A 23,795-nucleotide genomic window follows, 5' to 3' on the forward strand; every position below is an offset into this window, starting at 1 on the left:
AAGCTGATGCCATGGGGTATCGGCTTTTTTCCTATGTACTCATGAAGGCAAAGTGCAGAGCTGGTCTGATTTGGGGCAACCCCCTTGTTCCCAAGAAAGACATGCTGGTGTAAACTAACCTTGTGTGAAATAAAGTAAGCACTTTCATGATGGAAAGGATGTACATTCCCATGGCATCACCCTATGTTACATTTAATCGCGGGCAGTGGAGTGCTCTGCGGGCTTCCACGCCGTTGACTATATCTGATAACGAGCTTTCCCTTTTGCAGGGCTTAAACGAGAAAATGTCCATGACCGAAGTCTCCGACATTTACCTTCCGTTGTCCCGTCTGCTGAATTTGTATGTCGGGGGCACGCAGGAGCTGTACCAGGCGACTCACACTTTTTTAGGGAACCAGGATGGCAAGGTTCCATTCATTATCGGTATCGCAGGCAGTGTGGCTGTAGGCAAAAGCACAACGGCTCGCATTTTGCAGACGCTGTTGTCCCGCTGGCCGAATCATCCGAAGGTCGATTTGGTAACGACCGACGGGTTCCTGTATCCGAACAAGGTCCTAGAAGACAGAGGAATCATGAAACGCAAGGGATTCCCGGAGAGTTATGACTTGCGCCGCTTTATCAATTTTTTATCCGATGTAAAATCGGGTTTGCCTGAAGTGAAAGCACCAGTTTATTCCCACCTTGTTTATGACATCGTGCCAGATGAATGGCAGACCGTCAGACAGCCTGACATTTTGATTGTCGAAGGCTTGAATGTGCTGCAACCGCCTAGAGGTGACGAAAACGATACTCGTATTTCCGAGGTCATTGTTTCGGATTTCTTTGACTTCACGATCTACGTACACGCGGAAGAGAAGCACATCCTGCAATGGTATGTAGAGCGGTTCAAGCTGCTGCGTCAGACTGCGTTCTCCGATCCATCCTCGTATTTCAAGCGTTACGCGAGTTTGTCTGATGAGGAGGCGACTAAGGTGGCCACCGGTATTTGGACGGAGATCAATGGAGCTAACCTGCGTCAAAACATTTTGCCGACGCGTGTTCGCGCTCAATTGATTTTGGACAAGGGGCAGGATCATAGGGTACAAAGCGTGAAGCTGCGCAAGCTGTAAATAAAAAGGTGGAGGACGGTTGTCATGAAAGTGATTAGCGCCTGTTTGATCGGCTGTGAATGCCGTTACGATCAGAAGTCATGCTTGAACCAAGAGCTGGAGCAATTGCTCCGGGAAGGAAAGGCCATTCCCGTCTGTCCTGAACAGCTGGGAGGCTTGCCAACACCACGACCGCCAGCCGAAATCATCGGGGGTACGGGAGAAGATGTTCTGGATGGCAAAGCACGCATCATAGACGACACTGGCCAAGACGTTACCGAGGAATTTTTGATGGGGGCGAACCAAGCACTTAAGCTGGCGAAAACGGTTGGAGCCACATCTGCTATTTTAAAAGAAAACAGCCCGTCCTGTGGGAGCTCCTTCGTTTACGATGGCAGCTTTTCCGGGAAAAAAGTGCCGGGTGTCGGGCTGACGGCAGCGCTGTTTAGAAGAAACGGGATTGAGGTAACATCTGAGGTGAAAACATCTAATGAATAACAAAGGGGGGGCGCGATGAATAGCGTCCCCCTTTACAATCTGCTCATATAATAAGCGGTCTCTTCAAACAACTCCTGTATTTTGAACCAAGAACGCCAAAGAGAAAAACTGAAGAAGACACATGCAACAAATGCTAACGCAGGAAGGCTATGATCGCGAATAACATTTCGCAGTATAAACCAAACGGACAGTATGTACGACAAGATTAGGAAATAAAAGATGACATTGCGCTCTTCTCGAATGAGCAGATCGATTTTATCCTCCAGTAATGAAAACTCCAGTTGGTTGTCTTTGTGCATTTGTTGGCGATCCACTCGAGCGTCTGGGGTTGCAAAGCTGTACAGCTCTATTTCTTCCCTGTTTGGTTCCTTGAGAAATTCCACTTGAAACATTACACCAGTAAAAATCGACCGTTTCATGTACAGATTGTCGGTATAGAGGCGATTTTGATTTTCCCATACTTGCAAGATAATAAACGAAGCAATGAATAGTGTGAAGACAATCATCAATTTCCAGTACGGTATCGGTACTATCTTTTTTCGAAAAGAACGATCTAGCTCCATACGATCAAATCCTTTGAAATATTTTCCATATAATACCACAAAAAAGACCCTTCACGAAGCATAATGCCTGATAGAAGGGTCTTCCTGCCTTTTACAACTCCTTCAACAACCTCTCCAGCTTCTTCTGCTGTTCTTTCCGCTTCTTTTTCGCAATCCGGTCTTCTTCTTGCAATGCCATGACAAGGGAGAAGCACATCAAGACCATGATGACGGTAAAAGGCAGTGCTGCCACTATGGAGGCTGTCTGTAGGCCTTCCAAGCCGCCGCTTAACAACAGAACAATCGCGATAGCGGATTGGAGGACGCCCCAGGTGATTTTTACCCGATTCGACGGGTCCAGGTTGCCATCAGAAGACAGCATGCCGAGCACGAAAATAGCGGAATCCGCTGATGTGATAAAAAAGGTGATGATTAACAGAATCGCAACGACAGCGAGAATGTACCCCATAGGCAACTGCTCCAGGGCGAGGAACAACGCAGTCGAGATGTCACTTTGTACCGCCGCCCCTATAGGCGCTTGATCAAAAATTTCGAGATGAAGAGCAGTCCCGCCAAACACCGAAAACCAAATGAAGCTTAACAAACTCGGAACGAGCATCACGCAAATGACGAATTCCTTGATCGTGCGACCTTTGGAGACGCGTGCGATAAACATGCCGACGAACGGCGCCCAGGCAATCCACCACGACCAGTAAAACAGTGTCCAGTTGGCTACCCATGTCCCTTGTGTAAAAGGGGTCAGTCGCAAGCTCATCGAGATGAGATTGTTCAAATAGCTGCCCAGTGTGCTGGTGAAGGCGTCAAAAATAAATGAGGTTGGTCCCAGTACGAGCGTTAGCAGGAGGAGCAACAAAGCGAATACCAGATTCGTATTGCTCAAATACTTGATACCTCGATCCAGCCCTGTCGTAGCCGAGAGCAGAAATAGCACTGTAATTATGGAAATAATGACGATCTGCACTGTGGTACTGGACGGCAGTCCAAAGAGGTGAGACAAGCCCCCATTTATTTGCAGAGTTCCGAGGCCAAGTGAGGTTGCGACACCGAATGCCGTGGCGATGACAGCCAGAATATCGATCCCTTTTCCGAGCGGTCCGTGTATGCGTTCACCGAGCAGTGGGCCAAAGGTGGAGGAAATCAAGCCCTTCGCCCCTTTGCGAAATTGAAAATACGCGAGAGAGAGTGCGATGAGAGCGTAGATCCCCCAAGGATGCAGACCCCAGTGAAAAAACGCATAGCGCAGAGCAGTTTGTGCGGCTTCGGTCGTTTGTCCGGTCACACCTGCTGGCGGAGCGAAGTAATGAGAGACAGGCTCTGCCACTCCCCAAAAGACAAGACCGATCCCCATCCCAGCAGAAAACAGCATGGCAAACCACGTAGGCAGCGAGTATTCCGGCTCGTCATCGTCGCTCCCCAAAGGGATTTGTCCGTATCTGCTAAAGGCAAGGAAGATGCAAAAGATCAGAAAACCGAAAGTCACGATTAAATAAAACCAGCCAAAATTCGTCGTGGTCACTTTCAGGACATGGGAAGCCGCAGAGGCGAACAGCTCAGGAGAAATCGCGCCGAACAGCACAATGACAAATACAATGACCAAGGATATCAGGAAAGTCATCTTTATCCTCCCGGGAATCTACAAGAAATGGTAATAGTTTATCATCCCGCGGGATTTCCAAGATTATTCCACTGGAGTTACGATGAAAACGTCTCGATAAACCGATTCGCTGCTTTGGATAGATGGCGTCCAGACTGCCAAACGACAGCAGCGGAAGAATAAATAGAAGTACCGGAGAGTCGAATCCCGCGAATTTGTTCGCTCTGATGAGTTTCCCATGCCGAGATGGGGACGATGGAGGAACCGACAGAGGAGGCGACCATGCTGACGATGAGCGAGATGTCCGGGCACTCGCAGATGACATGCGGTTCCACGCCTAGACGGGAAAATTCCTTGATAATCAAGTCGTAGATGCCCAATCCTGGCGTGCTCGGCATGATGAGCGGGAGCTGAGCGATCTCGCGCATTTCGATTTCTTTGCGATCGGCATAAGGGGAGGTGGCAGGAACAATGAGCACAAAATCCTCTTCCTCCAACGGAATCATGGTGCAGTTGTTCAATGAGTGGGGGAGACGTACGATTGCGACTTCTATGGTTCTGCGCTCCAGCCACTGATTGAGGAGCTGCGTATCGCCTTTCCAAATTTTATACGTAATGAGCGGATATTTTTGCTGAAACACGCGAATTTGTTCTGGCAGACGATAGGCTGACAGTGCGCTGACACCAATGGAAAGCGTCCCACGAATGCCTTCGCCTGTCTCTTTGACCTCGGAAAGGGCTTCCTCCATTTGATGAACGATATTGAGGGCCTGTTTGTAGAGAGTGACGCCTGCTTCTGTCAGAACCATTTGTTTGCCTGAGCGCTCAACAAGCAAGGTCCCGAGTTCCTCCTCCATTTGTTTCAGTTGCTGGCTCAAAGGCGGCTGGGCCATGTTCAGCCTTTTAGCCGCTCCTGTTATCTGACCTTCTTCTGCTATGGCGATAAAATAACGCAGTTGCCGAATGTCCACACACAATGCCTTCTTTCCTAACGAGAATGGTTCCATATGAAAACGATATGAAAATTAGATTTTATGGATATTTTTCATATTGATGAAGCTATGATAGCATGTTTCCTGTGAATCTTCACTTCATGGAAAAGACATAAAGGAAAGAAGGGAAATCCGTGCGTACGTGGATGGAAAAGCTATTTCACTTGCGCGCTTACGACACGACGTTTCAAAGGGAACTCATCGCCGGATTTATTGGCTTTGTCACCATTGTCTACATTGTTGCCGTAAACGCTTCGATTTTAAATGATGCTGGAATACCGATGGAAGCAGGCATTCTGGCGACTGTATTGACGGCATTTATCGGGTCACTTCTTATGGCCTTTTGGGCAAATGCACCTATTATTCTGGTTCCCGGCATGGGGATCAACGCCCTGTTTACGTTCACGTTATGCAAATCGATGGGCCTCACTTGGCAAGAAGCATTGGCAGCTGTTTTTGTTTCGGGTCTGATCTTTAGTGTCATTGCCTTTACCAAGGCCGCGAAAATATTGTCCAATGCGATACCCGCTTCGCTAAAAGAAGCGATTACCGTAGGGATCGGGCTGTTCTTGACCTTCATCGGTCTGCAAAAAGGCGGGCTGATCGTTATGAATCCGTCTACATTTGTCGCGCTGGGTGACGTGTCCAGCCCGCATGTGATCGTCACGCTGATAACTTTGATTGTTACGTTGATTTTGTTTGTTCGCAATGTACCGGGCAACTTCTTGATCGGTATTGCGGTTGGTACAGGACTTGGCTTTTTGTTCGGGATTATCGAGCCAGGAGGAGGAGGCTCGTTTTCGTTCGCGGATTACGGAAGCGTATTTGCGGGTCTTTCCTTTTCAGCCATTTGGGCGTTGCCATTTTGGATCGCGACCTTCTCATTGGCGATGGTCATCGTCTTTGAAAATATCGGCTTGATTCATGGGCATACCTCGATGCTTGGGCAGCCCGAGAAGTTCGGCCGGTCGCTGCAAGCGAATGCATTGTCGGCTGCCATCTCTGGCATTCTGGGAACCAGTCCGACGGTTTCTACGGTAGAGACAGCAGCAGGAATCGCAGCGGGAGGACGGACGGGACTAACCGCACTTGTAACAGGTACCTTGTTCCTGCTCTCGCTCGGTTTGCTTCCTGTCATCAAAATGATTCCAGATGGAGCCATTGCTCCGGTGCTCATCATCATTGGTGCACTGATGCTGCAAAATGTACAGAATATCAATCTGAAGGACTTCTCGGAAGGCTTCCCTGCCTTTTTGATCATCGCGATTATCCCGTTGTCCTACAGCATTGTAGATGGAATTGCGTTTGGATTCGTGGCGTATCCGCTCTTGAAGCTCGCATTGGGCAAACGCCGTGAAGTGCCTGCGCTCATGTATGTCATCGCGGGATTGTTCTTGCTGAATCTCATGCTGCCGATCTTCGCATAAAAGAGAAGGTTTCCCTCGACTTGTGTCGGGGGTTTTTTATTCTGTTCTCCCGTGCGATTTGCCTCGTAAAACCATCTCAAAAACAACGAAAAAGTCCCTTTGCCAATGAGAGAGGCAAAGGGATTATTCATGGAGAGATGTATATTGATTATCGTTTTACCAGCGTAAATGCTTGTTTTACTTGGTCCAGAGACATCATCAGAGGGATGAATTTCTTCCCTTCTTTGCTTGCTGGATCAAATACTGTGTCTTGTGGCAAGCTTGCTACATAAACCGTGTTGGTTGCCTGGTTACGTGCAATTTCGACGCCGACTGGTGGCTCGTCCGGGTTGTTCAGTTTTTTCCAGTCATTCAGGTCAAACGCGGTGATAACTACAACTGGTGTACGATCTTCCGCTTTGTCAGCATTGAAGATGAAGCGGGTTACACTCTTTGCTTCTGGCAAGTATTCGTCTGCATTTGGGCCTGTTTTTTCCTCAACAAGGATGTTGCCATTCCAAGATTTTGGACCTTTAAAAGCAAAGGCTGCGTCTTGGCTTTTGAAAGTATCATGATAGACTTCGAGTGGTTTTACAGCTGGTTCGAAGTTGGCACTCATCAATTCCCATTTGGTTTGGTTCCACTTCCATTTGGATTTGAGGTAGCCGCGAACATCTGCATTGTAATCACCAGTCAGACGCTCTGTGCCTTCCAGTACGTAGAGGCCATTTTTGTTTAGGTCGATCGGTTTCAGTTCAACGAAGTCCGCTCCGACTACGCCTGCTTTGTTTTTATCGAGACCTGGCAGGCTGAGTTCTTTCGCTTTTCCATCTTTCACGGTGTAGATGTGATTGGTTGTGTAGCCGCCGCTTCCGCCAGTGCTTGCAGTAACCATGATCTCGCCTTTTTTATCGTAAGTGAAATCTTGAACGGACAGCTTCGGCTCGTAGCCGTTGTCCTTCACGTCGATGTTAAAAGATTTCTTCGTTTTGCCATCTGTTACTTTGATGGTGAGGTCCTTCACGTATGGGCTGTTTTTCTCTTTTTTCCCGTACAGAACGACTGTGTCTGCGGTTTTGTCACCCGTTACGTCTGCTGTTTTTTTCGTAATCTCTTGCAAGCCTTTTGTTGTAGCAGTTGTGTTGCTTGCATCTGCTGTGATTGCATACCCTCCAGTGAAAAGTACGGAAGTAAGTACTGTTCCTGTTACGAGTTTGTTCAAGTGTTTCATGTGTTTCATGTGGTGAATCTCCTCCCCAGTCTTGCTGACTGATCATGATGTAAATGTGTAGTGTGCTGCATCTTGGCTTGTCCTTGCTACACGTTCATTATGTACGATAGGATGGATGCATTGGTTACAGACTATCGACATAAATCCTACAAATCGGTAACAGGTAAAAGTTAGGGGGCTAGGAGGTTGCTCGCTTCTTTTAGCAGTGCCTCGCTGCTTTGCTCCAACAGCATGGGATAGAGACGTGTTTTGTCTGGAGCTAACGCGAGGAGCTGATCATATACCGCAGCGGAGGCATAGAGCAAGTCAGAATCGTGGATAATCTGCTGCAAGGAGCGTTCATCAGCGAATCCTGCGGTCATGTGTTGAATCTGTTCGATACCTGCCTCTTGTACCCGTCTCGCCATCCATTCCCCGCCTTTTTTTCCGAGACAAACAAACCCAACTGAACGGCCTGCCTCCAGGCGAGCGATCTCCAGAAGCGTGCTCGTCTGGGCACTTGCTCCAATGATGAGGACTGATTTGTGATAATGAGCAGCTAATTCTTTTACTTCCTCTGCATGATTGACGGTGGTGACGATTTGGTCGGCATCTTGTATAGCAGAGAGAACATCTGAATGGTTTTCAAGATAGGCAGCCTGAATGGGCTGACCAATGATCTCTTCTATTTTCCTACGATAAAAAGGATGGTCATGCTCGTGACATTCTACCAAGAGCCATCGGGCTTCTTTTTTGGACCGGGAAAGAAACAAGTGCCCGTAAGCAATGGAAGCAAGCATAAGCTCATTCAGCGAAAACGGAAGCTGCTGTGCTTCGGTCATGATGGTTTTGGCGTGATCATAAAGCGATTGCTGCCGCATGCGAAAGGCAGTAATCGCAGAATTGTCGGCGACAGAGGTGCCGCGACCCTTTTGCATATGGACGAGACCTTCATCCCGTAGCTGTGTGTATACAGCATTGATGGTGTTGCGGTTGACTTGCAGCTGATCCGCTAATTGGGCAGCAGGTGGGAGCATTTCGCCCGGTTGAAGGTGGCCGAGGCCAACGAGAAGCTTCAATTGTTCTTTGATTTGCACATGAATCGGGATTGGAAAGTCTGGATTTAGCCGCACAAGTGATTGAGTCATGGATATTCGCCTCACAGTTTGGTGTTTGTATTTTATTTTACTAAATATCTAGGTAACTAGCTATTATTTGTGTTTTTGTAAGATAGCTTACAGAACAAGGAAGGGTCACTTGCTACGATGGGAGCAGGAGGTGGCTGTGATGAGTGATGAATGGAGCATAAAGGGATTTGTAGCCAAAATGAAGGGGAGAAGCAGAACGCCTTTGAAAATATCTGGTTCAGTTGCTTTGATTGGGGGCCTTGGCGGATTAGTGACGATAGGGGTGCTGGGCATGCTGACGGAATTCACCACCGCTGTCTGGTTGATGGCTTCATTTGGAGCAAGCTGTGTGCTTGCTTTCGTGGCTTGGGATTCGCCGTTATCTCAGCCGCGCAATATCGTCGGGGGGCATTTTTTTACCAGCTTGGTTGGCGTGCTGCTTTATCAAATAGGCGGATCGCAGCTGTGGGTCGTAGCAGTTAGTGTCGGTCTTGCGATTGTCGCCATGCATGTGACGAAAACGACCCATCCTCCTGCGGGTGCCAATCCGATCGTCATTGTCATGGACGGCAAGGGGTGGGAGTTTTTATTGTCTCCGGTACTTATAGGTGCAGTAGTGGTTGTGCTGATTGCGCTATTCGTCAATAACATGCATAAGAAGCGTGCTTATCCTGTGTTTTGGGTATAGCAATATCACAGTAAACAATGGCCGCCTTTTATTAGGGGGTCATTTTTTCATGGAGAAAGAAGAGGGGAGGTGATTGACAAATGAGATGAAGTGCATAAAAGTATAGGTAACTAGGTATATGGTGTGGAGAGGATGTATCATGAGTGAGCAAATCGTTCTAGCCAAGAAAACGGTGTTTCAGACACCGACGGACACTCGAATGGGCATTTTTTTCATTCAAAAGGGACTTCTGCGTCTCTCTCGGTTAAACGAGGATGGAAAATCCTTTACCGTGGGATTGCTGGGACCCGGGGCTGTTTTTGGCGAGATTGGGGAAATGGTGCTAGGGTCACGTGCTGTGTACATTGAAGCGATGCAAAAAACGACCCTTACTCATTGGAGTGCGACTCGGATGGAAGAAATGCTGCAAGCATGTCCACCACGCTTGAAAGAAATGATGTATCAGTTGTCAAAACGATTGGGCGAACAAGAGGAGCGGATGGAAAAGCTGGCCTTGGAATCGGTCAGGGATCGCGTGTTGCATCTGTTGGTTCAGTTATGTCAGCGGTTTGGAAGAGCAGAAGGGCCGTTTTGGAAATTGACCGTATCTCTCTCCCACCAGGAGATTGCCAACATGGTAGGGGCGACCAGAGAAACTGTTTCATTAGCATTAGCCAGTTTGGTCGATGAGGGAATGGTGTTGGTGTCCCGCATGTCGATTGCGGTACATGCCTCGAGAATGGTTGATAAAAAAAGAGAATGCAAGTAAAATGATTGAATGCTCAAAACGGGCCGCGGTTCGTAAACTCCCGCGTTATCAAAACTAGGAGGAAATCATATGTTTAATTTTTGGATCGGAGTGCTGTTTGCTCTGGTGAACTTCGGGCTGTTCCTGCTCTGCTACCGATTGTTCGGCAGAATGGGACTGTACGCGTGGATCGGGATGGCAACCGTGCTGGCCAACATCCAAGTGGTCAAAACGATCGAAATGTTCGGCTTGGTCATGACGCTCGGCAATACGATTTATGCTTCTATTTATTTGGTAAGCGATTTATTGAACGAGAAGTATGGGGAAAGAGAAGCGAAAAAAGCCGTATGGTTCGGCTTCTTTACCTTAATTGCGGCAACGATCATCATGCAGCTCGTGCTGGTGTTTGAACCACAGGAAACAGATATTGCCCAAGGTTCCTTAGAGACGATTTTTGGCTTGATGCCAAGAGTTGCATTGGGTAGCTTGTGTGCGTATTTTGTCAGCCAGTTTGTCGACGTGAAAATTTATTCGTGGTTGAAGAAAAAATGTCCGGGCCCAAATCAGCTCTGGATTCGCAATAATGGAAGCACGCTCTTTAGTCAGTTGCTTGACTCGGTTACCTTTTGTACGATTGCCTTTTTGGGAGAATTCCCGATGGATGTTTGGTGGCAAATCCTGTTGACCACCTACCTGATCAAGTTTGTCGTATCGGCAGCTTCGACGCCGGCTCTTTATATCGCACGTAGTATGAAAGTGGACGAAAGCTAATTGACAAAAACACGGAAAAACCGCCAAGGACGATGAAACTTGGCGGTTTTTGTTTTTCCATGTTTAGAAGGATTATACAAACTTTACATCAAATTTACATAAGATTCAGGTTATACGTTTACCATCTTATAGTAATTACTTCCGAATGATGTGAGGAGGAATGATGCGAGAATGTTGAAAAAAAGAGGGATTACTTCCAGATGGCCTAAGCTGGTGTTAATAGCCGCGGTCATGATGGGAACTGTTTTACCGACCGGGTGGATACCACAGGCAAAAGCCGAGCGGGCTGATCATGTGGTGATCAGTGAGGTGTATGGGGGTGGGGGGAATTCAGGTGCCCATTACAAGAATGACTTCATTGAACTGTATAACCCGACAGACACGGCTGTTTCGGTTGGAGGCTGGTCTGTACAGTATGCTTCTGCTACGGGAACATCTTGGCAAAAGGCAGGGTTGACAGGAAGCATAGCCCCGTACGGCTTCTATTTAGTTCAGCTAGCCTCATCGGGTGCAGCAGGGGGGGAACTGCCAACTCCTGACGATAGCGGGACTCTGAACTTGTCAGGGTCGAATGGGAAGGTAGCGCTGGTCAACGATAGTACCCCGTTAACAGGGGCGGATGTCACTTCCCAAGCAAGTGTCGTGGATATGGTTGGCTTTGGTACTGCCAATTCATCTGAGGGCAACTCACCAGCACCAGCTCCCTCGAATACGACCAGTGCCCAACGGATTAGCGACGCCAGCGGCATTGTGCCGAACGGAGGAAATGGCTGGGATACCAATAACAACGGCAACGATTTTATTACAGGGGCACCTACCCCGAAAAACACGCAAAGCCCGGTAGAACCGCCGCTACCAACAGATGTGACCGAAAAGCCGAATGCCACAGAACTCATTTTTGATCATACGGATCCTATCCAAGCAACAATTCGCGGTTATGTCGGTCAAGGGCGAACTATTAAGGTTTATGCGAGTCAGCCTACCGGAACAGGTAACGACACTCCTTTGGCGCAGCAAGATTCGGATGCTTCTGGACTGATCGACCTGACTTTTACCAATCCCGATCCAAATGCACAGGGAGTCTATCTCACGGCAACGGAAGGGAGCAAGAAGGAAAGCGCGAGCATTGAGCTGAGGCCAGCGGTAGCAAGCCCAGCTATGATCCAGGATAAAGTCAGCCTGCAAGCATTGAACGGTGTGGGCGAGCTGCGTGGAGAAGCAGGTGCGGCAGCAGGGAATGCGATACTGCGTGCATACGATCCACAAAAACAACCGCTAATGCTTAGTAACAAAGAAACTGGAACGGCACAGGCAAATGGGTCATTTTCCCTTACGATTCCAAACATCGACCAGTTGGATCATATCCTCGTAACGCAGCAAACAGTTGGGGAATATGGCAAGTCGTTTGAGAGCCCGGAAGTTAGCGTCACCAAGTCAGCCGTAGGTTCGACGACGATTGCTGAAGCAAGAAAAACCCCGGTTGGGACGAACGTGATTGTCGTCGGAACGGTGACCGCGATGTTTGAAGCGGGCGGACAAAACAACGTCTACTTCCAAGATGAGACGGCAGGACTCGTACTTCGTGCGCCAGGGCTGACTGGCAAAATTGAGGTAGGAGACAAGATCCGAGCTACCGGAAAAATGAATGATTATTATGGACTTGCTCAACTCGAAGCGCTCACCAATAACGTGGAAATCGTGCAAAAGCAAGCAGGTGTGCCTAACCCGCAAGTTGTGACTTCCACTGATTTTGCAACTGCTACAGGAGAGGCATTGGAAGGCAAACTGGTAACCGTGAAGGTGGTTACTGTCAAATCAGTATCAAGCGGCAACTATACGCTGGAGGATCAGCACGGCACGTTTGTGTCTCGACCGGATGCCTCTCTTCTGCTACCAGTGAACAAGAGCTATGCAGCTATTACAGGCGTGGTGAACTATGACCGCAATGTATACAAGCTGGTGCCGCGCACTGTTGCCGATCTCGTCGAGGACGAGAATAAAGTCCCGATGGTTACAGCGAGCCCAGCTGGTCCTATGGTGACAAAAGGAACAAATGTCACGCTCACAACGACGATGGCTGACGCTACGATCTTCTATACGGTAGATGGTTCAACGCCCGGCAGAGGAAGCATCAAGTATATGGGACCGATCCAGATTGATACGGATACGACGCTTTCAGCCATAGCCGTCAAGGATGGTTACACAGACAGCAATATAGCGATCTTCCGCTATGTGATTCAAAAAGAAAACATTCGTATCCATGACATTCAAGGAACCTCGCACCGCTCACCGATGACGGATGGAACGGTGACCAATATTCCAGGAATCGTCACGGCCATCGTCAAAAGCGGCAGCAATGTACAAGGCTTTTATATGCAAGACCCGCAACCGGACGCAGATCCATTTACCTCTGAAGGCATTTACGTTTACGAGCCAAAAGCAGCGGTCGCCCCTGGCGATGAAGTAACCGTTAGTGGTACCGTCAAGGAATATGTACCATCGAACAGGGCGGGTACAGACCTCACTCAAACGCAAATTGATGCAACCTCGTACGCCGTTGTAAATCCAGCAAAGGGACTCCCAGACCCACTCATCTTGGGCAAAGACAACTACGAATATCCGAAAGGAATTATCGACAACGACAGTCTCGGCAAATTCGATCCAGACCAGGACGGCATCGACTTCTGGGAAAGCCTCGAAGGCATGCTGGTACAAATCGAAAATCCCATCGTGGTTGGCGAAACCAAGACGTTTACCAATCCACGCGCAACGGAATTTGTCGTCATCGATGATCGAGCCCATCCGAATCAGCCACGTACGCCAGCCGGCGGAGTGGTGCTGGAAGCCAATGATTTTCACCCTGAGCGCATCACGGTATCGGACAAACTCGAATCGATTACCGGAGAAGTAAAAGTCGGCGACAAATTTGACGGCCCGCTGGTAGGTATTATTGATTACAGCTTTGCGAACTACAAGCTGTTCCATACACGAGCGTTTACGGTACAGCCAAGCCATTATGAGCAGCCAGTGACAAGTATTTCCCCAAAAGAAGACAAGCTGACAATCGCTTCGTACAACATCGAGAATTTCTCGGCAAAAACCGATTCTGCCAAAATCAATCGCATCGCCGAGACGATTGTAGACAACATGAAAGCGCCGGATATTATCGGAGTGGTGGAAATGCAGGACGATAATGGCCCGACGGACAATGGGCAAACAGATGCTACGCAGTCTGCCGACGCATTGATCAAAGCAATAGCAAACAAAAACGGACCGACTTACCGATACATCGATATTGCGCCACAGAACAATCAGGATGGTGGACAGCCAGGAGGAAACATCCGTGTCGGCTTCTTCTACAACCCAGAACGGGTACAGCTGGCAGCAGGAACGCCAGGTGGTGCGACTGATGCGGTGCAAATCGAGGCACGAGATGGTATAGCGCATTTGTCACACAATCCAGGACGGGTAGATCCGACCAACGCGGCGTTTGCTTCGAGCCGTAAGCCACTGGCAGCGGAATTCATTTTCCAGGGCGAGCCAGTCATTGTCATCGCCAACCATTTCAACTCCAAGGGCGGAGATCAAGCGCTGTTTGGAAAAGATCAGCCGCCACAGCTGGTGAGTGAAGTACAGCGGATGAAAATTGCCCGTGTGTTAAATAACTTCGTAAAAGAAATCCATGCAGCGGAAGCGAAAGCAAATGTTGTGGTGCTGGGCGATCTCAACGATTTCCCGTTTTCGAATCCGGTGCAGGAATTGGCAGATGGCGTTTTGACCAATATGGTCGAGAAACTGCCGAAGGGTGAGCAGTATACGTACGTGTACCAAGGGAACTCTCAAGTCCTGGATCAAATTTTGGTCAGCAACCACTTGGAGGATGACACAAAGGTTGACATCGTTCACATCAACGCTGGCTTGACCGAGAGCGAGGGACGTGTGAGTGATCATAATCCCGTCCTTGTCCAACTGGACTTGAAGGATCGTGGTACGCCGGAAAAAACAGCACAAGAAGTCGCGGAAAGCATTACGCAGCTCACACAGCCCGCAGCGGGTGAGACGCGCTTGACGCTGCCTGAAGTACCTACAGGCTTTACTATCACGATCAAGTCGTCTAGTGATCCAGCAGTCATTGCGCTGGATGGCAAAATCACGCTGCCATATCGCCAGACGAATGTAGACCTGGTTTTGGAGGTCACGCGAGCATCTGATCAATCGACAGCAGAAACGAAAGTATTGACCGTACAGGTTCCGGCCAAGCCGGATTCACCACCGCCAGTTACGCCGCCGGACAGAACACCGACACCGGACGCGCAGCGTGAGTTGAACAAGCAAGCAGCTCAAGTGATCTCCTCAAGTAACGGGGAGAACGCCATTTTGGGTCAGGTGGATCAAGTGCTCAGCCATTTGGAAAAACTTCTGGATGCCAAGCAATGGACGCCGACGGAGAAATGGGAGACAGTCACGGATACGATCACGACTGTACTCGAGGCAGTAACCGAGCAGGCTGAGCGAGGCATTATCAGTGAAGAGACACTCCAAGATGTGACGAAGAGCTTTTTGGACAAAGCATTTGACCCACTCACTGAAGATGGCATCGAGGATGAAGAGATTGCCCGCCTGGCACTTGCCTCTTTGACGAGCTTGGCGAAAACAGCGCTGGAGCCGCTCGATGAAAAGGATATTTCCAAAGAGGTAGCCAAGCATGTCCGTACATTGGCAGGAGAGCTCTTGAAAAAGCTTGGCACTGTCGTCATAGATGATGGGGATGAAATCAAGGCAGATGACGAACAAGTAGATGAGCTTCTGGACGTACTCGGGGAATTCATGAAGGCAATCGAGTCTGTGAAAGAAAAGATCGGCTTTGCTCCTGTGCTGTTCGTTCAGGTGAAAGAAGGCGATGACGATGCGAGCGACACGCGTTCTCGCAAGGGAGAATCCGCTGATCCGACGGTGACCCTGGAACAGCAACTCGTTGAACAATTAAAGGAAAAAGAGGTAGGCATTCGCGTAACCTTGGACAGCGAAGCATGGCTTGAGGTGCCTGGCACATATTTTGCCGCTCAGCGTGCAAGAGAATTTGCCCTCGCTCTGACACAAGCAAACGGGAACGGGTGGAAAGGTGTGCCGAATCCTGGCGAAGCGTATCAATTGCAAGTGTGGAGCAACGGTAAAAAAGTGACAAATCTCGGCAAAACAGGCTTTACACTTGGTCTGCCAGTCGCCGAGGACGCAAGCGAAAAGCTCCAGGCGTATTCGTACCGTAGCAATATGTGGAGAGCAGCTACTGGACTCAAGGGTAAAGCGATCCAGGTGACGAAGGAAGACGATTTGGGTAGCTTTACAGTAACAACGGCGGCAACTTATGTCGTCGGAGAGAGTGCCCTGAAAAGGATCGAGATCGAGCCGAAATCAATCAAGCTAGCCCAAGGAGAGGAAGCACAACTCAAGGTGAAGGCGATCCTCGGTAATGATGCAGAAGAGGACGTTACCGAAGCAGCGGGTATCGAGTTCACATCAAGCAAGCCCGAACAGGTAGAGGTGGATGAGTCTGGACGTATTCTTGTCTTGGATGATGCCAAACCAGGGACAAGAGTGACCATCACGATCAGCTACGCTGGCAAGACAGCGAAGGTAACTGTCACGGTTAAGAGCAATTGACGAAAAGAAAACGGGTCGGGAGAAAGCTTCCCAGCCCGTTTTTTTGTTGTGCAAATGGATTAGATACGTGCCATCCCCATCGCTTTTTCAACTTTGTACAGCATCTCATTCGCGACCTTATTCGCTTTTTCTGCCCCGGCAGTCAGGATATCATCCAGCTCGGAGGAGTGGAACAGCTGCTCAAAGCGTTCTTGAATCGGACGGAGTGTTTCTACGACAACTTCTGCCAGCTCGGTTTTGAATGCGCCATAGCCTTTGCCCTCGTACATCGCTTCAATCTCGTCCAGCGTTTTTCCAGAGCAGAGGGAGTAGATGGTCATGAGGTTAGAGACAGCAGGCTTTTCTGCTTTGTCATAACGCACAACGCTGTCGGAATCCGTCTGTGCGCGCTTGATTTTTTTCGTGATGGTGTCTGCATCATCCAGCATGGAAATGAAGGCGCCTTGGTTTGGATCGGATTTGCTCATTTTCTTGGTGCCTTCAGCAAGGGACATGATGCGTGCGCCAGTCTCTGGCAGGCGAACTTCCGGAATGGTGAAAATGTCGCCATAACGGTTGTTAAAACGAGCAGCTAAATCACGTGTCAGCTCCAGATGCTGCTTCTGATCCTCGCCCACTGGGACAAAATCAGTGCCGTACAGCAAAATATCAGCAGCCATCAATGGAGGATAAGCTAGCAGACCGCCTGGAATAGATTCGCCGCGTCCATCGGATTTGTCCTTGAATTGGGTCATGCGCTCCAATTCACCCAAGTAAGAGGTACACAGCATGATCCAGCCGAGCTTGGCATGGGCCGGTACTTCCGATTGGACGAATAGCGTCATTTTGTTCGGATCGAGGCCAACGGACAAATAGAGAGCCGCGAGACGACGAATGTTTTCGCGCAGAACAGCAGGCTCCTGTGGAACGGTGATCGCATGCTGGTCGACGATGCAGTAAAAGCAGTTGAACTGATCTTGAAGCGGAACGAAGTGCTTCATTGCGCCCAAGTAGTTGCCGAGTGTCATAATGCCGCTCGGCTGAATGCCGGAAAAGATGGTTTTCATGGGAAAGTTGCTCCTTTCAATCGTGAAATATGAATTCAAAAAGTCGACTTTTCAGCACCGAGAAAATGGCGAGAAGCTGAAGAAGGAGGAGCGGAATGTAGGGGACCTACATGAGCACCGGACTTCGAAGGTGAACGCCATTTTCGATGCCGCATAAGCTTTCAGAACTACTTCGTGATCAAAAGTCGATTTTTTGAATGTCCGCTTAAATACAAAAAGGTCCATCCGCCCTGGACAGGGACGAATGAACCGTGGTGCCACCCTTGTTATTTCGCGCAAGGAATCATCCATACGCAAAATCTCTTTAATCCGTACCGCTTCTGTGTAAGACAGCTTGATACGGTGTCCATTGTAACGTACGGACGTAACGCCAAGGCCTACTGCCGCCATAAGGGCGGGTTCGGTTTGGAGCTCGGAAGCCCATTCATCATTTCCTTAACACTGATTCGCACCAACCATCAGCTCTCTGAAGTCTCGCAAAATGACTACTCTTCTTCCTCATTGCCATCAAATGATACCCTTTGAGCAAACATTTTACATAGAGCGGAAGGAAAAAGCAAGTGGGTCTTGACAAGGAAATCCAAAAGTTGTAAAAATAACTCAAGAGTTATATAACTGATGAGTTACTTTTGGTAGGTGAGAAAATGACCAATGACAAATTGTCTAAAGGAGAGCTGAGTCGCAGTCGGTTGTTTGCGGCCGCAGCTTCTGAGTTCGCGGCAAAAGGCTTTCATCGTACACGGGTGAGCGACATTGTGAAAGCAGCAGGTCTGACTCAGGCGTCTTTTTACCAGTATTTCGACAGCAAGGAAGGCTTGTATCAGCAGTTGACGGACACATTCGTCACCAAGCTGTGGGAATTGGCGAACAGCGGTCAAAAGGTAACGGCTTTGACGAAGGCAGATGTCTTCCATCAGGTACGGGAAAACTTGCTCGCCTTGTTCCGATTTTTTCAGGATCAGCCTGACTTGACCCGGATTGTGCTGTATCAGGCAGAAGAGGGCGAAGAGCTGCATCGTAAGCTGGCTTCGATTGTTGCTGTCAACTTGCGACAAAATCAGACTGCTGGGCATGTTCGTATCGAGTTGTCTGTGGAGGTAGCGGCTGAGGCAATGATCGCAGTTATAGACCGGATGACGGCGCGGTATTTGCTGACAGGAGAGAAAACAGCGGAGCAGCTTGCAGATGACGCGGTATCTTTTTTGGCATATGGAATTTTGCAGGCAAACGAATAGGGAGTGGGTGCTTGTATGCTGGAGCTGTCCCATCTGATTTGGCTATTTTTAGTTGTTTTCATGTTTCATGATTTCGAGGAGATCGTGATGGTAGAAGGTTGGGTGCGAGCCAAGAAAGACATGATTAGACGGACTGTGCCAGAACGGCTTATGAAGATGCTGGAGCCGTCTCTTTCCATGAATACGGCGCAATTTGCTGTCGCAGTCTCCTGTATTTTCGCAGTTTTATCGGTAGCGGTCATCCTGACTGTCACGACGCTTTCGTCTGGAACGTACCTTCCGTTTTTCCTCGTTTGTCTGCACGTGATGTTTCTCCATGTGTTCATGCATATTGGTCATACCGTTGTCCTTCGCACGTACACACCTGGTGTGGTGACGGCTGTGGCATTCGTTTTGCCGTATAGTTTATATACGTATGATCGATTGCTTGAGGCGGGGCTTGTGACGTGGCCGTTGCTATGGGGCACATTGCCGTTCAGCTTGCTGATCATACCTGTTTTGTACGTGGCACACCGGCTTGGGGAGGCAGCAGGTAAAATGATCCCCCGATGAGAAAAAGAAAGGGAGTATGTTATCCTAGTAGGAGAAGATTGGTGTGAAAGAGGGAATTTTGTTGAAGCTGCGACTAGGCGTAATAGGCGCGGATGATTCACTTGCCATCATCGAATCAGTCATGCGAGAGTTTCCCGAAATTGAATACTTGCCGATTGTCTATTGGAAAGAAGAAGAAATCCTCGATCTGATCATGCCGCATGTGGATGAGGTGGATATGTGGCTTTTCTCCGGACAAGTCCCTTATGCCATGGTGAGCGAGTCAGGCAAGGTTCAAGTCCCGATGGCGTATGTGCCTCATCTCGGTGCGAGCTTGTACAGAACCTTGCTTCATCTGTCCCATCAATTGGGAATCCGGGTGGAGGAAGTGAGCTTTGATACATTTTCACCAGAAGAACTGGAGCATTTTATGGATGAAGCGGGCATCGCTGGCGGCTACAAATGGCTCAAGCATTACGAGGGAGCGATCTCAGCCGATGAACTGGCGGATTACCACGAACAGCTTTGGAGGGCAGGCAAGACAAAGGTGGCTGTCACCTGCTTGCGGACAGCAGATGTAGAGCTGGCACGCAGAGGTGTCCCTGTACATCGGGTCGTGCCGACACGTGCAGGCGTGATTTCGGTCATTCACATGCTTTTGCGGACACACGAAATGCTTCACTTCAAAGATACCCAAATCGCTGTGCAGATGATGGAGATCGATCCATTTCGCGAGCTTGCCGGTGGCAACTTTTCCACAGATGAATGGCAAAATGCCGAGATCAAGACGATGGAAAAGCTGTTGCGCTACGCAAAGCATTTGCAAGGCTCACTAAAGACAGCAGGTCCCGGACGCTACGTCATTTTTACAACGCGGGGCAACCTGCAAGAAGTGACTCGTGACTATGCGACCATGCCGGATTTGGAAGAGCTGTTTGGCATTCGCGCTGATCTGGTGACGTGCGGAATCGGGATCGGCAAGACCGCTTATGAAGCAGAGATCCACGGTGGCGCGGCTTTGCTGCACGCCAAAGAGCGCGGGGCAGGCAACTGGATGGTCTTCTTTGATGACAAAAGCATCGCAGGGCCGCTTGGTCGTGATGAACAGATCACCTATCGGTACGACTCAGAAAAGCTGCAAGAGCTCAGTCAGCTTACCTCCCTAAGTGTCATGACGCTCGCCAAGCTGTACTCCATACTCAAAAAGCGAGGCTCTCAGGAAATTCATGCGACAGAATTAGCCTCATATCTGCAAATTCTGCCACGAAGCGCCAGACGAATCCTGATTGAACTGGAGTCAAAGGGACTAGCGCAGGTAATCAGAGAAGAAAACCCGCACCCGCGGGGCAGACCGCGCAAGGTGTATCGAATCGAATGGCAATCGCAATTGTAATAAATTTACCAATTAATCATTTCTTTCGGGAAATGATTTTTTTGTCGTTAAAAAATTGTTCTCAAATTCACATTTATGACAAATAATAAGAGATGTAAACAACTATGAAATTACATAAAAAACAATAATTACCAAGGAGGAGTTAACAAGTATGAAGAAATCGGTTTTTGCAGTAACACTCAGCTTCGCATTAGGTACCACTACATTCCTGCCGTTGGCTACGCAGGCCGCATCCGAAAGCATTGTCTATAGCGCTGAGTGGGATACCCCCGAATTTATCGGAGAAGAGTTCGAAGCAGAAGAGCTGGATGGCGAAGAAAAAGTTTGGGGATTCCTGGAACAGTACCAAGATTCCTTCCGCATTGATGGAGATGTGAAAGATCACTTTAAAGTGCTAGATGAAGTGACAGACAAAGAGACAGACATGACTCACTATCGCGTACAAGAAATGTACGAGGGCATCCCGGTCTATGGTTATCAGCAGACGATTCACGTAAACGAAGATGGAAATGTAACGGCATTCCTCGGGAACTACGCGCCTGACCTGTCAAACAATGATAAGCTGACGAAAAAACCAAAACTCAAGGCAGATAAAGCGGTGAAAGAGGCTATCAAGGATTTGGAGGATGAGATTGACAAAGAAGTGAAGAAGTTCGAAGTGAAGCCAGAAGGGAACCTCTACATCTACATCCACGAAGATGAATCGTATTTGGCTTACGAAGTGGAGCTGAATTTCCTCGATCCACAGCCAGGCCGTTGGAAGTATTTCATCGATGCAAACACTGGTGACGTGATTAACAAATACAATATGCTCCATGAGATTACAGGGACGGGTACAGGGGTACTAGGTGATTCCAAATCGTTCGAAGTAACGAAAGTAAGCAATACCAACTATACAACGAAAGATACGACTCGCGGCAAGGGAATTGAGACGTACACTGCACGGAACAGATACACTCTCCCAGGCACTCTTGGCTCTGATACCGATAACAAGTGGACAGATGGAGCACTTGTTGACGCGCATGCCTATGCACAGGCAACCTACGATTACTATAAAAACGCACATAACCGCAACAGCTATGACAACAACGGTGCGAAATTGATCTCCACTGTCCATTACGGTAGCAACTATAACAACGCATTCTGGAACGGCGTACAAATGGTATACGGTGATGGAGATGGAAGCGTATTCCGTCCACTGTCTGCTGGCTTGGATGTCGTCGCACATGAATTAACACATGCTGTTACAGAAAAAACAGCCGATCTGATCTATCAAAATGAGTCCGGTGCGTTAAATGAATCCATCTCTGATATCTTCGGTGCAATGATTGACAACGACGATTGGCTCATGGGTGAAGATGTATACACGCCAGGAACTCCAGGAGATGCTCTGCGCTCTCTCGAAGATCCAACCATTGCTGGTGATCCTGACCACTACAGCGATCGATATACAGGTCCAAATGACAACGGAGGCGTACACACGAACAGCGGTATCAACAACAAAGCGGCATACCTCCTCGCAGAGGGTGGCTCACACCACGGTGTAACGGTTACAGGCATTGGTCGCAATGACACAGCAAAAATCTACTACTACGCTCTAACAAACTACCTCAATCCAAACTCTAATTTCTCCGCTATGCGACAAGCAGCTATTCAATCCGCAACAGTTCTTTTCGGTGCTAATTCCCAACAAGTAGAATCTGTAAGAGATGCGTATGATGCAGTTGGCGTGCAATAATCACTAAAATATTTCGTGACAAGAAACATTTGTCATACTGTTGAAAATTGTCTTGCTCCTTGTGGGGCAAGGCAATTTTTTGTATGTTTGTGGTAATTTACCTTGTGTATAAGAAGTTAGAAAGGAGTATCTCATGGAGCATTTAAAAAACATAGTGAGACACCATTATGATATAGACGCTGTTGATGTGACCCCTCAACAAGGTGGATGGTCGGCGCTTGCTTATAAAGTCATTAGCCACCAGCACTCCTATTTCTTGAAGGTCTATGAAAAAAGCAGAGCATCTACGCCCAAGTGGACAGCGCTGATCGATAAGTATGTTCCCATTATCCAATGGCTATCACGTCAGACCAGACTGCAAGGCAAAATTCCAGTGCCGCTGCTGACTAGAAACGCAGCATTTAAACATGAAGACGACATGGGCATCTATCAACTGTTTTTATATATTGAGGGGAAAACCATTGGGAGCCAAGTGTTAAACTCGATGCAAGTTCGCCAGTTGGCAGAAATCATAGCAGAGTTGCATTTGTACACAGAAGAAATCCCGGTCAGTACGGCTGCCATCAAGGAAGACTTCCGCATCCCATTTGCCGAGCAGTTTAGAGAAATGCTGAATGAAGATATCCATCGTCTGCCTGATGATGTGGATGAAATCGTCAGACCTTTTGTAAACGTACTGGCTGACCGCATGAATAAGTTGGAGATGATTGCAGAGGAATTGCGAGGCAGTGAGGTGAAAATGAAGCTTTGCCATACGGATATTCACAACTGGAACCTGATGCAATCTGATCACCAGCTCATTCTCATAGACTGGGAAGGATTGAAGCTGGCTCCAGTAGAAGCCGATCTGATGTTTTTGGTAGATGAGCCTTTTTTTGAGGAGTTTATGACTACCTATCGGAAGACACATCCAAATTATGTGATCAATCGACAAGCGCTGGAATTCTATCAAATCCGGCGTAGGCTGGAAGATATAGGTGAACTGCTAGAGCAGCTTCTGTTTGATGAGCAGGAAGAACAAGATCGAGTGGAGACGATCGGACATTTGAAAGGGGAATTGAGGAAGATTGATAGCAGGGAGGCTTAACATGATAGACGTTACTTACTTGGAAAGGTTATTCCTAAATAGAAGGGAAGATCTACATCTCAGATTGGGTGATATTGGTGATTTGCTCGAGTATGGAAACCCTAATCGAAATGACGTTATCACATTTACAAAGTATGTCCTGGAACTTGCGATTGCAGAGGAAAACTTTGAAGTAAAGGAAAGTTTGTTTTATCTACTCATGAATGCAGTAACCTTTCAAGGAGTCGCAAGAAATGTAGAATGGGAGCCATTAGCAGATGTTCTGCCAACACTGGAAGACGCTATCCTTATTTATGCATTAACCATCCTTGGTTTTTCAAAAAACCGAAAATTTATAAAAGTAATTGAGCCGTACTTACATTCTCCGAACGATTCTATTAGGGAAACTGCGGCGGAAGCATTGAAGGAAATCAATTATTACGTAGAAGGATCTCCGTAAG

General features: G+C 48.3%; 19 protein-coding genes and 1 other annotated feature. Of the genes, 13 read left to right on the top strand and 6 right to left on the bottom strand.

The window, feature by feature from the left end; translation table 11 throughout:
* Nucleotides 1-170: 170 nt before the first annotated feature.
* A complete protein-coding gene (gene coaA / locus M3630_RS25630; protein WP_229087973.1) occupies nt 171-1,109 on the top strand; it encodes a type I pantothenate kinase in 939 nt (312 codons plus the stop codon).
* A 24-nt stretch (nt 1,110-1,133) separates the two neighbouring features.
* Nucleotides 1,134-1,586, top strand: a complete 453-nt coding sequence (locus tag M3630_RS25635) for a 2-thiouracil desulfurase family protein (protein WP_251253961.1) — start codon at nt 1,134-1,136, stop codon at nt 1,584-1,586.
* Nucleotides 1,587-1,618: 32 nt separating this feature from the next.
* Here M3630_RS25635 and M3630_RS25640 read toward each other — a convergent pair whose 3' ends face one another.
* The 3 genes from M3630_RS25640 to M3630_RS25650 all read right to left on the bottom strand — a co-directional run bounded on the left by M3630_RS25640 (nt 1,619) and on the right by M3630_RS25650 (nt 4,714).
* Nucleotides 1,619-2,149, bottom strand: coding sequence for a hypothetical protein (locus M3630_RS25640; RefSeq protein ID WP_251253962.1), 531 nt, complete (start codon nt 2,147-2,149; stop codon nt 1,619-1,621).
* 91 nt (nt 2,150-2,240) lie between these two features.
* Complete coding sequence (locus M3630_RS25645) at nt 2,241-3,764, bottom strand: glycine betaine uptake BCCT transporter (protein WP_173608931.1); 1,524 nt, start codon at nt 3,762-3,764, stop codon at nt 2,241-2,243.
* Nucleotides 3,765-3,841: 77 nt separating this feature from the next.
* A complete protein-coding gene (locus M3630_RS25650; RefSeq protein ID WP_232773639.1) occupies nt 3,842-4,714 on the bottom strand; it encodes a LysR family transcriptional regulator in 873 nt (290 codons plus the stop codon).
* A gap of 167 nt (nt 4,715-4,881) precedes the next feature.
* Between M3630_RS25650 and M3630_RS25655 the strand changes: the two genes are divergently transcribed.
* On the top strand, nt 4,882-6,162 hold the full coding sequence (locus tag M3630_RS25655; RefSeq protein ID WP_285862383.1) for an NCS2 family permease: 1,281 nt from the start codon (nt 4,882-4,884) through the stop codon (nt 6,160-6,162).
* Between the two features lie 148 nt (nt 6,163-6,310).
* On the opposite strand, the gene M3630_RS25660 is transcribed toward M3630_RS25655, so the two are convergent.
* Both M3630_RS25660 and M3630_RS25665 read right to left on the bottom strand, forming a co-directional pair.
* Nucleotides 6,311-7,381 carry a hypothetical protein gene (locus M3630_RS25660; protein WP_251253964.1) on the bottom strand — a complete coding sequence of 357 codons (1,071 nt, stop codon included), beginning with the start codon at nt 7,379-7,381 and terminating at the stop codon, nt 6,311-6,313.
* 161 nt (nt 7,382-7,542) lie between these two features.
* Entirely contained in the window at nt 7,543-8,499 is a 957-nt protein-coding gene (locus tag M3630_RS25665) for a GntR family transcriptional regulator (RefSeq protein WP_251253965.1), read from the bottom strand.
* 139 nt (nt 8,500-8,638) lie between these two features.
* Here M3630_RS25665 and M3630_RS25670 point away from each other — a divergent pair, with 139 nt between their 5' ends.
* The 4 genes from M3630_RS25670 (at nt 8,639) to M3630_RS25685 (ending at nt 16,325) form a co-directional block, all read left to right on the top strand.
* Nucleotides 8,639-9,166: an HPP family protein gene (locus M3630_RS25670; protein ID WP_251253966.1), complete on the top strand. Its 528-nt coding sequence runs from the start codon at nt 8,639-8,641 to the stop codon at nt 9,164-9,166.
* A gap of 139 nt (nt 9,167-9,305) precedes the next feature.
* Entirely contained in the window at nt 9,306-9,914 is a 609-nt protein-coding gene (locus tag M3630_RS25675; protein ID WP_251253967.1) for a Crp/Fnr family transcriptional regulator, read from the top strand.
* A gap of 69 nt (nt 9,915-9,983) precedes the next feature.
* Nucleotides 9,984-10,664: a queuosine precursor transporter gene (locus M3630_RS25680; RefSeq protein WP_221867532.1), complete on the top strand. Its 681-nt coding sequence runs from the start codon at nt 9,984-9,986 to the stop codon at nt 10,662-10,664.
* 171 nt (nt 10,665-10,835) lie between these two features.
* Nucleotides 10,836-16,325 carry a chitobiase/beta-hexosaminidase C-terminal domain-containing protein gene (locus tag M3630_RS25685; protein WP_251253968.1) on the top strand — a complete coding sequence of 1,830 codons (5,490 nt, stop codon included), beginning with the start codon at nt 10,836-10,838 and terminating at the stop codon, nt 16,323-16,325.
* Nucleotides 16,326-16,384: 59 nt separating this feature from the next.
* Here the strand turns inward: M3630_RS25685 and trpS are convergent, their stop codons facing one another.
* Nucleotides 16,385-17,371, bottom strand: a complete 987-nt coding sequence (gene trpS / locus M3630_RS25690) for a tryptophan--tRNA ligase (RefSeq protein ID WP_047070564.1) — start codon at nt 17,369-17,371, stop codon at nt 16,385-16,387.
* Nucleotides 17,372-17,604: 233 nt separating this feature from the next.
* Nucleotides 17,605-17,882: a binding site (T-box leader), on the bottom strand.
* Nucleotides 17,883-18,015: 133 nt separating this feature from the next.
* Between trpS and M3630_RS25695 the strand changes: the two genes are divergently transcribed.
* From M3630_RS25695 to M3630_RS25720, 6 genes are all read left to right on the top strand, one after another.
* Nucleotides 18,016-18,606 (top strand): TetR/AcrR family transcriptional regulator, encoded by a 591-nt coding sequence (locus M3630_RS25695; protein ID WP_251253969.1) that lies wholly within the window; start codon nt 18,016-18,018, stop codon nt 18,604-18,606.
* A gap of 15 nt (nt 18,607-18,621) precedes the next feature.
* Nucleotides 18,622-19,158, top strand: coding sequence for an HXXEE domain-containing protein (locus M3630_RS25700; RefSeq protein WP_251253970.1), 537 nt, complete (start codon nt 18,622-18,624; stop codon nt 19,156-19,158).
* A gap of 43 nt (nt 19,159-19,201) precedes the next feature.
* Nucleotides 19,202-20,530, top strand: a complete 1,329-nt coding sequence (locus M3630_RS25705) for a helix-turn-helix domain-containing protein (RefSeq protein ID WP_251253971.1) — start codon at nt 19,202-19,204, stop codon at nt 20,528-20,530.
* 151 nt (nt 20,531-20,681) lie between these two features.
* Nucleotides 20,682-22,268: a M4 family metallopeptidase gene (locus tag M3630_RS25710; protein ID WP_251253972.1), complete on the top strand. Its 1,587-nt coding sequence runs from the start codon at nt 20,682-20,684 to the stop codon at nt 22,266-22,268.
* A 133-nt stretch (nt 22,269-22,401) separates the two neighbouring features.
* Nucleotides 22,402-23,355, top strand: a complete 954-nt coding sequence (locus tag M3630_RS25715; protein ID WP_251253973.1) for an aminoglycoside phosphotransferase family protein — start codon at nt 22,402-22,404, stop codon at nt 23,353-23,355.
* Nucleotide 23,356: 1 nt separating this feature from the next.
* Complete coding sequence (locus tag M3630_RS25720) at nt 23,357-23,794, top strand: HEAT repeat domain-containing protein (protein WP_221867535.1); 438 nt, start codon at nt 23,357-23,359, stop codon at nt 23,792-23,794.
* Nucleotide 23,795: the final 1 nt, after the last annotated feature.

Source organism: Brevibacillus sp. MER 51, from assembly GCF_023714195.1.
Taxonomy (GTDB): Bacteria; Bacillota; Bacilli; order Brevibacillales; family Brevibacillaceae; genus Brevibacillus.

Bases quoted from the DNA above. Each gene is read 5' to 3' on its own strand.
- M3630_RS25670 (WP_251253966.1), top strand. From the start codon at position 8,639: ATGAGTGATGAATGGAGCATAAAGGGATTTGTAGCCAAAATGAAGGGG.
- M3630_RS25645 (WP_173608931.1), bottom strand. From the start codon at position 3,764: ATGACTTTCCTGATATCCTTGGTCATTGTATTTGTCATTGTGCTGTTC.
- M3630_RS25660 (WP_251253964.1), bottom strand. From the start codon at position 7,381: ATGAAACACATGAAACACTTGAACAAACTCGTAACAGGAACAGTACTT.
- M3630_RS25715 (WP_251253973.1), top strand. From the start codon at position 22,402: ATGGAGCATTTAAAAAACATAGTGAGACACCATTATGATATAGACGCT.
- M3630_RS25640 (WP_251253962.1), bottom strand. From the start codon at position 2,149: ATGGAGCTAGATCGTTCTTTTCGAAAAAAGATAGTACCGATACCGTAC.
- M3630_RS25685 (WP_251253968.1), top strand. From the start codon at position 10,836: ATGTTGAAAAAAAGAGGGATTACTTCCAGATGGCCTAAGCTGGTGTTA.
- M3630_RS25665 (WP_251253965.1), bottom strand. From the start codon at position 8,499: ATGACTCAATCACTTGTGCGGCTAAATCCAGACTTTCCAATCCCGATT.
- M3630_RS25720 (WP_221867535.1), top strand. From the start codon at position 23,357: ATGATAGACGTTACTTACTTGGAAAGGTTATTCCTAAATAGAAGGGAA.
- M3630_RS25710 (WP_251253972.1), top strand. From the start codon at position 20,682: ATGAAGAAATCGGTTTTTGCAGTAACACTCAGCTTCGCATTAGGTACC.
- trpS (WP_047070564.1), bottom strand. From the start codon at position 17,371: ATGAAAACCATCTTTTCCGGCATTCAGCCGAGCGGCATTATGACACTC.
- M3630_RS25675 (WP_251253967.1), top strand. From the start codon at position 9,306: ATGAGTGAGCAAATCGTTCTAGCCAAGAAAACGGTGTTTCAGACACCG.
- M3630_RS25700 (WP_251253970.1), top strand. From the start codon at position 18,622: ATGCTGGAGCTGTCCCATCTGATTTGGCTATTTTTAGTTGTTTTCATG.
- M3630_RS25695 (WP_251253969.1), top strand. From the start codon at position 18,016: ATGACCAATGACAAATTGTCTAAAGGAGAGCTGAGTCGCAGTCGGTTG.
- coaA (WP_229087973.1), top strand. From the start codon at position 171: ATGGCATCACCCTATGTTACATTTAATCGCGGGCAGTGGAGTGCTCTG.
- M3630_RS25655 (WP_285862383.1), top strand. From the start codon at position 4,882: ATGGAAAAGCTATTTCACTTGCGCGCTTACGACACGACGTTTCAAAGG.
- M3630_RS25635 (WP_251253961.1), top strand. From the start codon at position 1,134: ATGAAAGTGATTAGCGCCTGTTTGATCGGCTGTGAATGCCGTTACGAT.
- M3630_RS25680 (WP_221867532.1), top strand. From the start codon at position 9,984: ATGTTTAATTTTTGGATCGGAGTGCTGTTTGCTCTGGTGAACTTCGGG.